The sequence below is a fragment of the Bacillus sp. FSL R9-9410 genome (assembly GCF_038050385.1).
Taxonomy (GTDB): domain Bacteria; phylum Bacillota; class Bacilli; order Bacillales; family Bacillaceae_G; genus Bacillus_A; species Bacillus_A cereus_U.
In genome coordinates, this window is record NZ_JBBOTV010000001.1 from 1602824 (window position 1) to 1616944 (window position 14121).

Below are 14121 nucleotides of genomic sequence, written 5' to 3' on the forward strand. Positions count from 1 at the left end.
CCCTCCTTTCCTAAGCACTAGTGTTTTCAAATTACTAAAATATTATCAATATAAATGGGGTTTAGGCGTGGCTTAAATAGTAATTCTTTCGGCAACTCCTACTAACCAAGTACTAACTGGAATAGGATTTGGGTAAATAAAAAAAGCCTCCACTACCGTGGAAGCTTCTCCAAATGATGTGCAATATCAACATACATATTTGAGTACGTCGAATGTATTTCATTACTAGGTGCTGCGTTAGAAGAGAAGTGGACGATTACCATGTTTGCTTTCGGATCGATGTAAAGTGTTTGTCCGTAACTACCTAACACTTCGAAAGCGCCTTGTTCATTATGCGGAATCCACCATTGATTATGATAAGAAATTGAAGCGCCGTTGCCAATTGCGAGTTCACCTTCTTCTACATTTTTTACATTCTCTGTAATAGAGGAAGGGACGATTTGTTTTCCGTTATATTGACCATTATTTAAAAGTAATTGCCCGAATCTCGCCATATCTCTAGCAGTTGCATTTAAACCGGCGCTTGCTTGTTCTACTTTTGTTTCATCTGTAACGTAATAAGCGTCTTCTTCCATACCAATTTGAGACCAAATTTGCTCGCTTACGTTTTCAGCTAATGATTTATCGGTGATTGTTCGAATAATCCAAGCGAGCGTTTCAGCCGATCCGTTATTGTAAGAAAAAGCTGAACCAGGCGGTGCAGTTTCTTCTGCTTCTAGTAACATATCATAAATTTTCATAGGCCCCTCGTAATTTTTACCTCGGGGCAAAATATTACTAGCTAAATATAGTTGTGCATCTTGATTTTCTAGTCCTAGCTGCATATATCCGTGAGTAGGGTATTCAGCGGAAACTTGCATGTCCATTAATTGCTGAAGTGTAGCTTTTCCGAACGGTGTGTTCTTTAATTCCTTTATGTAAGTGTCAGCTGTTTTCTTAACATCAATAAGATTTTCTTCAGCGAGAGATTGTATGATTGCACCAGTAAACACCTTTGCTAATGATGCCATTCCATGAGGAGTACTCTCGTTATATCCATTGAAATATCGTTCATAAACAAGTTGACCATTATGTACAACGACAAACGCGTCTGTTTTGTTTTCGTCTAAAAGTTTTTTTAGAGGAGTTGTATTTCCAAATCTACGCTCCACAGCAAAATCGTCTAAGTTTTGTAACGCGGTAGGGAAGGGAGCAACTTGGTCAGGATTGTTTTTTACTTCATTAATTAAAGTAAATTCTTTCATATGTGTATACGACCAGCGTAAGTAAGGATCGTCTAACCAGTTTTCCTTCGTCACGTTATTTTTCGAGGGGGTCGTTTTATTATGTTTGAAGTATGTAAAACCAAGCCCTGTAATTACAAATAGCACTGTTAGCATAAGTAAGAGTAGGGGGGATTTTTTTAATTTCATATAGGTCACTCCTTTAATTTCTACTATAAGTATACGCTCGTCTTAAAATAAATACAAAATAAGGAAAGTAAACGGGTAAGTTTACTTTCCTTATGAACGTTAAGCAGATATTTGTCCGTCTGTACTTTGTTTCTTGAATTTTTGTTTTCGTCCGTGTAATCCATAATAAAGAAGTAAGGTGAACGCAACGATAATAGCTGCGATAAAATACATATTATGATAACTTGATTTGGCAGCGACTATACCTAAAATGAAAGAACCAAAGCCAATGCCGCTATCAAAGAACGAGAAGTAAGTAGCTGTCGCAGAACCACGTCGATGGTTTGGAGCGGCAGAAATTGCAATCGTTTGGAAACTTGGAATTAATGTTCCGTATCCTAAACCGATTAACATACCTGAGCCAAGGAACCAAAATGAAGTTTGTGCTTGGCTTAAAATGAACATCCCAATTGTGAAAATAATGATAGCTGGATAAATAAGTACATTTTCACCGAAACGATCAAATATTTTTCCTGTAAATGGACGAGAAATGACCACAACAAGTGCGTATAAAATAAAGAAGTAACTTGCAATTTCGCTTAAACCGAGCTCTTTCGCATAAATAGGAATAAAGGATAAAATGCCACTGTAAGAAAAGGCTAAAACAAATCCTGTCAGAGCGATCGGAATAGAAGATGGTTCGATTAAGTCTTTCCATTTCATTTTTTCTCGTTTTTGTTTGTTTACTGGTGCTTCATGCGGAATATTGACTAGTAATCCTAATAAAAATGCGAGTAATGAAAATACTGAACAAACGATAAATAGTACAGTAAATGAAAAATGAGAAATAATTGTTAAACCTAAAAAAGGACCAATTACCATCGGTAGACTCATAAATACGCCGTAATAAGCAAGTGCTTCACCGCGTCTATGAGCTGGTGCTACATCAGTTACAATTGTTCCAGTTGCTGTTGTTGCCATTCCGAATCCAATACCATGTAAGAAGCGAAGGGCAAGTAATAAAAATAAACTTTGCGTACCGAAATACATAACAGTAGCGGCTAAAAATAGTGAAAGTGAAATAAATAATATTTTCTTTCTCCCTAAATCATCGAGCCATTTTCCTGTGAATGGTCTACATAAAACAGATGAAATAAGAAAAACAGTTGCAACTAAACCAATTTCCTCAGGTTTTCCTTTTAGGCTGTCTATAACATAGACAGGCAGAGTAGTCATAAGCATGTAAAACGTTAAAAAGAGAAACAGACTACTAAAACAAGTTCCGAGGAAATCCTTCGTCCAAAGTTTTTCACTTTGCATCGTCATCCCTCCATATTAATGATCTAAATTTTTGATAATTTGTTGTAACAATTGAAAAGCTTCATGTAAGTCTTCTTCTTTAATACCTTCTAGCGTCTTTTCTTCAAAGGAATCAACTTCTTCTTGCCATACTGGAATCATTTTTAGTGCAGTATCAGATAATGAAATCAACTTTTCACGGCGATCTTTTCCTTCAGTACGAATAATCCAGCCCATCGTTTCCATACGTGTTAACGTACGAGTCATCGTTGGTGATTCAACATTTAAATACTGACATAATTCTGTTTGGGTACAAGATCCAGTTTGATTAATGCGGAAAATAACAGCCCATTGCGCACTAAATAATCCTGTTGGAGATACACGTTCATTAAATTTCTTTGTAAACTTACGAGAAGTTTGACTGACAAGGTGGAAAAAATGTTGTTTTTCGTCCATATATTTTGATCCTTTCAAATTAGTTACCTAGCTAACTATATACTTTTTGATAATAATTGTCTAGTAATAGACATGTAGTTTTATGTAAAAATTTTGTGGGGATTTTATATTGAGAACGTATATTCTGTATGGTATTCTTTAATTAGGTAAAGAATTTTCTTTCTATTAAAAGAATGGGGGAACTTGTGATGATTAAGCCTGCAACAATGGAGTATGTTTCACTATCGAACGGAGAAACAATTGCATATCAAGAAGTTGGAAGGCAAAATGAAGAAATACTCGTACTCATTCATGGAAATATGACATCGTCACAACACTTTGATTTAGTTATTGAGAAACTACAAAATCAATATCATATTTACGCAATTGATTTAAGAGGATTTGGACAATCAACGTATAATAATCCGATAGATTCTTTGCAAGACTTTACAGAAGATGTGAAACTTTTTATAGATAAATTAAATTTGAAGAAATTTTCATTAATGGGATGGTCAATGGGCGGCGGTGTTGCGATGGAGTTTACAGCGAGCCATCCAACTTTTGTAGAAAAGCTAATATTAGTAGAATCGGTAGGGATGAAAGGATACCCGATATTTAAAAAAGATATTAACGGGCAACCAATCGTATCGAGTTTATTAAAAACGAAAGAAGAAATTGCGCTAGACCCAGTGCAAATTGCCCCCGTACTAGATGCAATAAAAAATATGAATAAAGTATATTACCGTACAGTATGGAATCTATTAATATATACACATAATCAACCTGAGCCGGATCGTTATGAAAAGTATTTAGATGATATGTTAACGCAGCGCAATTTCGTTGATGTGAACTATTCATTAGTTACATTTAATATTTCAGATGAACATAATGGTGTTGTACGAGGGAATGGACATATTCACCGTATTCAAGCCCCAACACTCGTCATACAAGGTGACCGCGATTATGTCGTACCACAAGTAGTTGGCGAGGAATTAGCGAAACATTTGCCAAATGCGGAATTGAAGGTGTTAGAAGATTGCGGGCATTCACCGTTTATTGATTGTTTAGATGTGTTTATACAGCATGTAGAGGATTGGTTAGACAATAAATAATTCCCGAAATATAAAACTTGCATATACTATAGCATTTGTATGTATAAGGGGAGAGAGTCAATGCATAATCCATTTTTAATATATCATTCGCCGTATAATGATCACCAATATGTAAAAATTATTATTGATCCGATGTATATGCAAGTTTCACCAGCTGTAGTTCCTTTGCAAGTGCAGCCACCAATAGCTCATGCACATCAATACTTATATGGGCCTTCATTTTATGAAAATCCATATTTTAAACATTTTCATTACCATGTGAAAGCACAAGTTTGGGAAGGATAAGAAGCTAAAAGGTTCATTCTTTTAGCTTCTTTTTTTATGGCCAATATTCGTACACGCATGTAAAGAAACAGTTTATAATGAAAGTTGGAAAGCGTGAGAAAGAGAGGGAATAGGATGTCGATGCGTTTTACTTTTTGGATTATGGTTGGGATTGTGGCAATCTCAGGTTTATCACAAGGTATGCTCTTACCGACCATTGCAATGATTTTTGAACAAGAAGGGGTTAGTTCAAGTATTAACGGTATTCATGCGACGGCATTATACATCGGGATATTATTTATTTCACCGTTTCTTGAAAAACCGATGCAAAAGTTTGGAATGAAACCAATTATCGTAATTGGTGGGTTTCTCGTTATTATTTCATTATTCTTTTTTACACAAACATTTTCATTCTGGGTATGGTTTATTCTTAGGTTCCTAGTTGGTGTTGGAGATCATATGCTCCATGTCGGAACGCAAACGTGGATTACGACAACGTCAGATCCTAGTAAAATAGGTAGACAAGTATCGATATACGGTGTATTCTTCGGAATTGGTTTCGCAGTTGGCCCGTATTTAGCAAGCACTGTCCAGTACGGTCTTGCAACACCATTTATCGTATCCACTATACTTTGCTTAATAGGCTGGCTTTTACTACTACCAACGAAAAATGCATTTCCAGCACAAGATGAGGCGAAAACTGAAAGTGAATCATCCTTTTCTCGTTATAAACAAGTCGTTGGATTAGCTTGGATTGCGCTAATTGGTCCGCTCGCATACGGCGTACTTGAAGCGATGTTAAATAGTAATTTACCAGTATACGCACTTCGCAAAGGATGGTCTGTATCGGAAGTTTCCTTCTTATTACCAGCATTCGCAGTTGGAGGCATTATTACACAAATCCCGCTCGGTATATTAAGTGATAAATATGGAAGAGATCGTATTTTAACGTGGACGTTCAGCGTAAGTACTGGCATTTTCTTGCTTGCAGCAGTATTTGATCAATATTACTGGATCGTATTTGCCTGTATGCTTTTAGCTGGTATGGTCATTGGCTCGTGCTTCTCATTAGGTCTTGGATTCATGACAGATTTATTACCGAGACACTTACTACCAGCAGGTAATATATTATCCGGAATCGCCTTTAGTATAGGAAGTATTATGGGCCCTGTATTAGGAGGCGTATTTATAGAAAAAATACAGTATACAAGCTTTTTTATTGCGGTTATGATTATATTGGGTATTCTCGCACTGGTATATATTATTCACATGAAAAATCAATTTGCATCAAGAAAAATAGAAAGTAGGTTAGGGCATGACAAAACAACCTAATAAGAAAAAATTCGAAGTACTTGAAAACGAAACGATTACAGACTGCTTAGCACGTATGGAACAAGAAGGATACGCACCGTCTCGTCGCATGGAAGAGCCAATCTTTCATGAAGTGAAGAAAGACGGGAAAATAGAAGTTGAACCGTGTGGTAGGAAAATTGTTTTTGAGGGGAAATTGAAATAATCAAATAACAGATTTTCTTTTTGATACAGAACAGGCCATCCAATTCATCCTCTATGAATTGGATGGCTTGTTTTTTTTCAATTGATCAGTGAAGGGAAATATATTTTCTGGGAAGAACGAAAAGGCATGCCCAATTCTCCTAGATCCTGTTTTCTAGAGTGTAGCTTCATGTAGAAAACTTTGCAACAGAGCCTTTATTTATTGTTTTTGCTAAAACTTATGTACAATTCACAGTGCGAAACAACACATATAAAATGCCACTTCCTTTTTCATTTCTCCTAATTGGCTTCTTTATATGGATCGCAGAAAATATTGCTACTTTTTTCGTATATTGATAAAATAAGTTCTTGGGTCTTACTTGTTGTTATCAGTATAATGATTGTCACTCAACTTAAAGAAATTAGTTACAAAGATTTCGCAATATCTAAAGGGGGTACGGCAACGATTCCCTCTTTTTGGAGCCACTCACAAACGTAAAACAAGAGAGGAGGCTATATGAACTATTCTCCTCTCTTGTTTAGATTAACCAGCTACTACAATTGGAACAGGTATATCAAATTCAATATCTGGAGGATGCTGATTAAAATCTAGTCGACATCCTGGTGGATAATGTTTTTCTAGCAATCTATCAATTCTGATGGAATCGATAGATTGTTAGAAAGTAGAAAACGATTATCCGCATATTCCGAAGCAGATGTAACAGAGTGTTTTTCCATAATTAAGTGTAAAACCAAAATACGCTGTTTTAAAAAGTTATTTGTTAGAACTGGTTATAAGTAATAAAACAGAAAAGAGGATCACATGTTACATAATTTACAGAGAAGTAAAAGAATTTTTTTATTATGTCTTATTTTTTTAGTGCTTTTAACCGCTTGTGGTAATACAGATGTTAAGACATCTAAAGCTTCATTACCACCGGCTCAATCAAATATAGATAAATCATTAAAAGCACCAAATTGGGTAGATAAAAGTCCTATTCAACAATCTCCTAATTTTATTGAAGATAAAAAAGTAAAATCGGCTGTGAATTTAATAGCAACGGGTGATAATTTATACCATGACGCAGTAATTAAAGATGGCAAACAAAAAGACGGTTCATATGATTATAACTATATTTATGAAAATATCAAAAAAGCTGTTAAATCAAGTGATCTTGCTATAGTGAACCAGGAGACCCCGATTGCAGGAAATAATTTAAAAGTACAGGGATATCCTACTTTCAATACACCTGAAGAAGTAGGTCAATCTTTAGTGGATACTGGATTCAATATAGTGACTCAAGCGACAAATCACGCTATGGATATGGGTATTAAAGGTGTTGTGAATACAAGAGAATACTGGAAGAAATATCCGGATGTTATCCCGGTAGGCATTAATGAGAGTCAAAACGAGCGCAATGAAATAAAAACGATTACAAAAAATGGGATTCGTTTTGCATTACTTAATTATACATATGGTACGAATGGAATTAAAATTCCAGCTGATAAGTCTTGGGCATTAAATTTAATTGATAAAAAAGCGATACAAAATGATGTGGAAAAGGCAAAGAGTAGTTCTGATATGGTGATTGTTATGGTGCATTGGGGAGTTGAATATACCTCTACACCTTCAAAACAACAAAAAGAAGTTGCTCAATATTTAACAGATTTAGGTGTAGATGTAGTAATTGGAAATCATCCACATGTAATTCAACCAATTGAGTGGAAACAAAATAAAGATGGACATCAAACGCTAATCTATTATTCTCTTGGAAATCTTATTTCTGCTCAAGAAAAATTAGAAACATTGGTTGGAGGATTATCTTATATACAATTTGTTAAGTATGAAGATAAAACTTTTGGTATACGACAAGCGGCACTCGTACCGACAGTAACCGACTATGCTGATGGTAAGAAACAATTTAAAATTCAATTTTTAAAAGATTATTCGGATGAAAATTCTAAAAATCATGGGATTAAAAAATTTGTAGGTCCCGTTTCTTTGAAGGATTTCAAGGATATTCCTAGAGATGTGTTGGGAAATTGGTATAAAGACTAATAAACAAAAAGGGAATGAGATACAATTAAAAAATTTATAATTTTAGCATTGGTATTGACATTGGGATGGAGCCTTGCTGCTTGTAGTGGAAAACAAACATCTCAGGAAACTACTAATAATAACGATAAAAATAAAAATGAGATAAATGCGAATAAAAAAGATGTTTTACCTATCTCTGATCTTAATGATTGGAGAATTATTCTTGTAAATAGAGAACATATGTTATCAAAGGAACTAGGGATTGAATTAACAAGTATCACTCAAAATGCTAAGCCAAATATGAAAATCGATAGCAGAATTGCAACTTCCTATCAGGATATGGTAACAGCTGCAAAAAAAGAGGGAATCAATCTTTATTTAAGATCAGGTTATCGAGCTATAAAATTACAACAAACTTATTATGATGCTTCAGTTAAAAGCTATAAATCTCAAGGTTTGTCGGATAAAGAGGCTAGTGCTAAGGCATTGGAATATCTTCAGTATCCTGGTGCAAGTGAACATCACACTGGATTAGCGTTAGACATTATTTCAGTTGAATGGCAGAATACGGTGGAAGATTTAAATGCAAAATTTGATACTACCGATGCATTCAAATGGTTAGATAAGAATGCTGCAGAGTATGGGTTTACTCTCCGCTATCCAAAAGATAAAGAGAATATTACTGGCATAAAGTATGAGCCATGGCACTATCGTTATGTTGGAAAAGAAGTTGCTATTTATCTAAAAGAAAATGGGTTAACTTTAGAAGAGTATTGCGAAAAAATTAAGCCTGGCAAGTAAAAATACAATTTGATTCTATTAAAAAGCCAGTGGACATTTTTCCCTTCCTCAAAGGAAATAAATTATGCACTGCTACGGGAAAAGGCGGATCTGGAGGATGTGTTAACATTCCTCCTAGTATTGTAAAAACTGTGTATGATAATTTAAGCACGTATGAACCGGTTATCGTGTACTAGTAAATAGCAACCTCGTGTGAAACGATGTATGTATCAAGAACTTAAATTTATAAAAGAAGCAGTGAAAAAGGATCTGATATTCATATCAGATCCTTTTTCATTCGTAACATATAATACTTGCTTACATCTGCTTAACTAGGCTTTAGAGACTGCCTGCTTTCCAGATGCTACAATATTAACCTCGCCATCTTTTTTGTTTTGGATGTTCGCTTTTCTTAGCTTGATAGACATGTGGAGGTAACCCAAACACTGCCCTTGGCAGTGTTTTTCATTATTTCTGCACATAAATACATAGTCATATTAATCCCAGTGATTAAAGTTTCATTTATTGAAGAAAAATGCGAAAGCTTTTTATCCCGCTATTTGAGGGCAGTAAAACTCTCACCTCGAAATTCAGCTGGAGCAAAGGAGTTAGGTGGGAGATTAAACTGCCCATAAACGCCCGATTGGTGAAGGCTAATAATCAGCGGAGGATGAACAAAACCCCCACTGATTAAAGTTTCACTTTATAAAATATGGAAATGTTAAAACCCCTTTGATAAAATAGCAATATGCAAAAAAAAATATTTGTTAATTCTTAATGTAATGAATATTCATGTTTAAATATACGAATTTAACTACATAGTTATTGTAATAAAGGGGGAGAAAGATGTTAGATGAATTGTACAATGCTTTTTTAAATGCATCGGGTTTTACAGAAAGCGCGAGGAAACGAGATCAGTATGATAAATTACATGATTATTTAAAAGATCAAGAAAGAGAGTTAAAACGATTCATTCAAGATGCTGAATCAGCGAAGAGAGATTATGAGAGTAAAAGTAATGGCTTAGAGGCTAATAAAATTCCGGCAGTTGAATTTGAACAAAAACGTCATGAAAAGGATGAAGAATTAAATACAGTATTATCCTATTTTAAGAGTACATTAAGCGATGTTGGATCTGCGATAGGTACAGCTTATGCAAAGTATTTGGAATATAAAGCGAAAGCAGAAGCGGAGAAAGCGTCAGCATACGCTGCAGCGACCAAGGCTTTTGAAGAAAAGAAAAAGGAAATTGAAAAACTTATCCATTAAGCATACAAAGAATGGGGGAATCAACATGAGTGGTAAAGAGGTTGAAATTATAGGAAGTAACACTGCAAGTGCCATTTCTTACGCGCAAAATATTGAAAATGGTATGAAGGATTCTTTAAATCAAGCGAAAAACTTAAAAGCATACGTTACATGTGCGAACTGGAATGGAAAAACGAGAGATGCCTTTTTAAGTTATCTAGATTTAATCATTCAATATAACTCAGAAATGGTAGAGGCATTTGAAGGACATACGAAAGCTTTGAAAGAGTTAGATAAAAGTATTCAAACGTACGGAGATAGACCGGAAGTAAGGACGATAAAACAATTGTGATGGTGAAATGAGGGATAAAAAAATGGGGAAAGAAATGAATTTTGCACCTGCTGAATTATATGTTCTCGCAGGTGCAGCTGGGGTTACGGATATATTTGGATTGCCAAACCGTGACGTAATTATTTTACTTGATGAAGAATGTGTCACGAAAGCGACTACGAGTTTAAAAGAAAAAGGCTTACTTACAAGTGAAAATGGAATTACCCCTGCAGCTTTTCAAATTATTGAGCTATTAAAGGAATATGAAAATTGTCATGAATACACGAGAATTAATAATGTATTAATTGGTTTTTTGAAACATGATAAAGATCGAGTGGCTGTATTAACAGAAGTAGAGTCAAATAAAAAATACGAGATCGACTACATACCAAAGCCAGACGTATATTTTTCATTATTAACACGCATCCCTTTCTTGTTGAGAGAACCGAGGGAAATAGAAGATACATTTTTCTCAAAGAGAATGACAGAAACAGAACAACAAACATTTGAGGAAAAAGATTTATCAAATAAAGACGTTATAGCGATGGAAACGTATACGAGGCCTCGGAGTAATAGAGGAGGAAAATGGGAATGTTTCTTATATTTCACTGAAGGAGAAGATTTCGTTCAAATAGATGTAGATCGTAATCGATATGACTGGGTGAGCCTCTATGCGGTTAATAAGAAATTGTATGACGTGTTAAAAATGCCGTATAAAAAATTAATTGACCCGAGACAATTCTCGTTAGGAGGTATTGAATAATGCAAGTATCAATGGGAGATGGCGGTTCTAGTGGTGGAGAAGAAGTATTAGTTAATTTTCAAGAACTACTTGATATAGTAATGAAGTTAGAAAACATATATACAATCCATGTAGACGTCATTGGAACGAATATTGAGAGTTTACTAAGCTGTGATTTTTATCAAAAAGGTGAAGCGATGAGAGTAATTGAAAAATATCCTGATATATTACATAAAACACTTGAATTGGCTGAACACTATTCTAGATCGGCGAAAGTTGTAGGAAATGTATGTGTAGAAATGCTTGAAAAGGACGAACAATTACGTGAAAGATTAAGTAAGTTGTAGAAATCACCATACGGCTGGGGGATGAAAACGAAATGGATGTGAAATATAGACCTGAACCATGGCAAGACATGGGAGATGGTATGAATCGAATTACAAAAGATGCTCTCATGAAATTACGGGACGCAAATGAATTATTAAAAAGAATTGATGGAAGAATACGAGATTTAGACTCAGATGGCAGTATACATTTTAACCCAAAAAATCAATCGCAAAAAATCGGAGAATTACTTGATAGCTATTCGACATTACAAAAATATTGCGGAGAAGCAGGGCGAGTAGTCTCTGAACATATAGATAAACCTTTTTTAGTAGAAATGGATAAATTCGCTCAAAAAATGAGAGATACATCTATTCTCAGTTTCGAAACAAATAACCGAATTGGCTCTACAACAACGACAGTATTACCAGATGCGCACGCAGGGTACGGAAGTGTACCACAAACAATACAAACAAAAAAAGATAAAATAACAGTAGAAGATATTTTTAAAGATTCACCTGCATTTGATAACGTACTTAGAGCAGAATACAAAGAACTAAAAAAACAAAATCCAGATGCAAAGCTAAATTATGAAGAATACAAGAAAGTAGTCCCATCCACACGAGGATTTGAATACAAATCGATAGAAGATGAACAGAAAAAACTAGAAACAATACGTGACCTAGCAATAGGCGGGGGAATTATCCTCGCAACAATCCTTTGCCCACCACTCGGGGCCGCTGCCGCAGTTGTATACGGCGCTGTACAAATCAAAAGTGGTATCGACGGAGAAGACTGGGGAACACATAGGAAATTAAGCCAAGAAGAGCGGGTAGGAAACATCATTTTTGGCGGATTAGATGCAATCCCAGTTGTTGGAGCAGTAGGAAAAGGAGTAAAAGCATTCAAAGGCACGAGTGAATTAGCTGATTTAGCAAAATTATTAAAATTCAAAGAAGGAATGCCTGGTTTTAATCCAAATTTGGGTAAAAATGTGGTACAATCGCTTAAGGAAAATAAGACTTTAAAGAATGCACTAGATGTGATGAAAAATACAAACATTCCAGTAGCGGTTAGGATGGTGGATACTGGAATAGGAGTGAAGCTTCCTTATATAGAATCTTCAACTGTTGGAGAAGTAGCTGGAAAGTTTTCAAAGGCAAGTACGGCAGCTAAGGATGACGCTTATCAACTTGCTAAGGGTACGGGTAATAGAGAGGCTGAAGTTCCACCTGCTTTTAGACAAACTGATTTTGCTAGTTCTTATGAAGCAAGGTATAATCAGACACCTTCACCAATTAATTCGAAGGTTGAATTTGAAGGAATCAGAGGAGAATCTTTAAGTACGCTTAAACCACCACCAGACCCTAAATTGAAACGTATATTAGATGAAGCTGGCATTAAAGGTATTCAATATAAAAACGGAGTTCCTGATTTTTCGCCAGTATCAAAGGCTCAAATTGAAATTGACTATATGCTTGGAGGAAAAGGAAATTATGGTACAAAGGCTAGGACATACAATTTTGCTCAAGCAGACCAAAAGTTAGCAGATAAGCTAAATGACTCAGTTGAACTAGCTCGCCAATTTGGAATGGAACCTGGTGGGATTACCGCGAAAGACATAGACAAATATCGAACAAAAAATCAATTAACATGGCATGAAGTAAATGATGTGAAAATAATGCAACTTGTACCGACAGAGATAAATAAAAGATTTGGGCATCTTGGTGGAGTAGGTGAGATAAACGCAGGGGCGTTTGAGCCAGGAGGATTTGCTAAAAAATAAAAAGGAGAAGTAAGATGAAAATAAATGATGCGGTTTTTGGTGAGCTTGAATATGATTTTGTGTGGTCTAAGGATACTAGCATTAACTTTTTGGGAAATGAAGTCGAGATAGCACTAATAGTAAAAGGTGATGAGGATGGTAAGTTTGATGAAGAACAATATGTAGCATATACTTCACTTATGCAAAATTGGGAACAATTACAACAAAGCTTTTTGCAATCAATATTAGACTATTACAAACAAGAGCGTCAGGAACTAGGTTATGATATTGAAGTAAATGAAAACTATCCATTAGTTGAAACAACTAATGAAATATTAGAAATGATAAGTTTAGATGGGATTGTTGTTCCCTATGCAGGTATTTTTGACGGTCGGGATATTGGAATTACATTTAATTGTACATGGGATACAGAAAATGGGCTAGGGATTCGTTTGTTAAATGAAAAAGTAACTGAAGTAGGTTATCAAGACGTTGCAATTTAAAATAGGCTGTTAAAAAGTACATACTTCATGATGGTTGTACCATCATAGAGTGTTATGTGCAATGATAGAATAGAAAACGAGGTACGAGCTTAGGTGAGATGACATTTTACTGGGCGATGATGATAAACACATGGAATGTATATTAAACTAACGAACTCGTACAAACTCGTAAGTTTTAACGTAGTAGTTGTCACGACATATAAAAGGTGTCATACTGTTACAATAAAACTTACAAAATTAATGCTACTTAAAGCACTTGATTGTCGACTAAAGGCAACGAGTGCTTTTTTGTGTTTTAACGTGAAAGTTTAAAAGAGGATTATAATTTTATAAGTGCATTAATTGTTAAATTTTATAGATTGTAATGGCTATGTACAGTATACGACGATAGTAGA

Annotated in this window: 15 protein-coding genes and 1 pseudogene; 13 read left to right on the forward strand and 3 right to left on the reverse strand. The window is 35.1% G+C overall.

Annotated elements, in window-relative coordinates; genetic code table 11:
* Window positions 1-152: 152 nt before the first annotated feature.
* From MKX77_RS08455 to MKX77_RS08465, 3 genes are all read right to left on the reverse strand, one after another.
* Complete coding sequence (locus MKX77_RS08455) at window positions 153-1412, reverse strand: serine hydrolase domain-containing protein (RefSeq protein ID WP_341306300.1); 1260 nt, start codon at window positions 1410-1412, stop codon at window positions 153-155.
* 99 nt (window positions 1413-1511) lie between these two features.
* Window positions 1512-2711 carry an MFS transporter gene (locus tag MKX77_RS08460; protein ID WP_341306301.1) on the reverse strand — a complete coding sequence of 400 codons (1200 nt, stop codon included), beginning with the start codon at window positions 2709-2711 and terminating at the stop codon, window positions 1512-1514.
* A 15-nt stretch (window positions 2712-2726) separates the two neighbouring features.
* Window positions 2727-3146, reverse strand: a complete 420-nt coding sequence (locus MKX77_RS08465; protein ID WP_341306302.1) for a MarR family winged helix-turn-helix transcriptional regulator — start codon at window positions 3144-3146, stop codon at window positions 2727-2729.
* Window positions 3147-3334: 188 nt separating this feature from the next.
* Between MKX77_RS08465 and phaZ the strand changes: the two genes are divergently transcribed.
* The 13 genes and pseudogenes from phaZ (at window position 3335) to MKX77_RS08530 (ending at window position 13726) form a co-directional block, all read left to right on the forward strand.
* Entirely contained in the window at window positions 3335-4237 is a 903-nt protein-coding gene (gene phaZ / locus MKX77_RS08470; RefSeq protein WP_341306303.1) for an intracellular short-chain-length polyhydroxyalkanoate depolymerase, read from the forward strand.
* A 60-nt stretch (window positions 4238-4297) separates the two neighbouring features.
* Window positions 4298-4522, forward strand: a complete 225-nt coding sequence (locus MKX77_RS08475; RefSeq protein ID WP_341306304.1) for a hypothetical protein — start codon at window positions 4298-4300, stop codon at window positions 4520-4522.
* A 114-nt stretch (window positions 4523-4636) separates the two neighbouring features.
* Window positions 4637-5833, forward strand: coding sequence for an MFS transporter (locus tag MKX77_RS08480; RefSeq protein WP_341306305.1), 1197 nt, complete (start codon window positions 4637-4639; stop codon window positions 5831-5833).
* Entirely contained in the window at window positions 5817-6017 is a 201-nt protein-coding gene (locus MKX77_RS08485) for an NETI motif-containing protein (RefSeq protein ID WP_001989145.1), read from the forward strand. Before MKX77_RS08480 ends, MKX77_RS08485 begins: the two co-directional genes overlap by 17 nt.
* A 194-nt stretch (window positions 6018-6211) precedes the next feature.
* Window positions 6212-6494: pseudogene (locus MKX77_RS08490) on the forward strand (DUF817 family protein); the annotation flags it as partial.
* Between the two features lie 324 nt (window positions 6495-6818).
* Window positions 6819-8054, forward strand: coding sequence for a CapA family protein (locus MKX77_RS08495; protein WP_341306306.1), 1236 nt, complete (start codon window positions 6819-6821; stop codon window positions 8052-8054).
* Between the two features lie 48 nt (window positions 8055-8102).
* The gene (locus tag MKX77_RS08500; RefSeq protein WP_341306307.1) at window positions 8103-8834 is read left to right on the forward strand and encodes a M15 family metallopeptidase; all 732 of its coding nucleotides are present in this window, start codon (window positions 8103-8105) and stop codon (window positions 8832-8834) included.
* Between the two features lie 825 nt (window positions 8835-9659).
* On the forward strand, window positions 9660-10082 hold the full coding sequence (locus MKX77_RS08505; RefSeq protein WP_215553600.1) for a hypothetical protein: 423 nt from the start codon (window positions 9660-9662) through the stop codon (window positions 10080-10082).
* Window positions 10083-10107: 25 nt separating this feature from the next.
* The gene (locus MKX77_RS08510; RefSeq protein ID WP_070170403.1) at window positions 10108-10413 is read left to right on the forward strand and encodes a WXG100 family type VII secretion target; all 306 of its coding nucleotides are present in this window, start codon (window positions 10108-10110) and stop codon (window positions 10411-10413) included.
* 22 nt (window positions 10414-10435) lie between these two features.
* Window positions 10436-11155, forward strand: coding sequence for a DUF5081 family protein (locus MKX77_RS08515; protein WP_215553599.1), 720 nt, complete (start codon window positions 10436-10438; stop codon window positions 11153-11155).
* Window positions 11155-11481, forward strand: a complete 327-nt coding sequence (locus MKX77_RS08520) for a hypothetical protein (RefSeq protein ID WP_002013799.1) — start codon at window positions 11155-11157, stop codon at window positions 11479-11481. Before MKX77_RS08515 ends, MKX77_RS08520 begins: the two co-directional genes overlap by 1 nt.
* 32 nt (window positions 11482-11513) lie before the next feature.
* On the forward strand, window positions 11514-13244 hold the full coding sequence (locus tag MKX77_RS08525; protein WP_341306308.1) for an HNH endonuclease: 1731 nt from the start codon (window positions 11514-11516) through the stop codon (window positions 13242-13244).
* 14 nt (window positions 13245-13258) lie between these two features.
* A complete protein-coding gene (locus MKX77_RS08530; RefSeq protein WP_002141600.1) occupies window positions 13259-13726 on the forward strand; it encodes a DUF2004 domain-containing protein in 468 nt (155 codons plus the stop codon).
* Window positions 13727-14121: the final 395 nt, after the last annotated feature.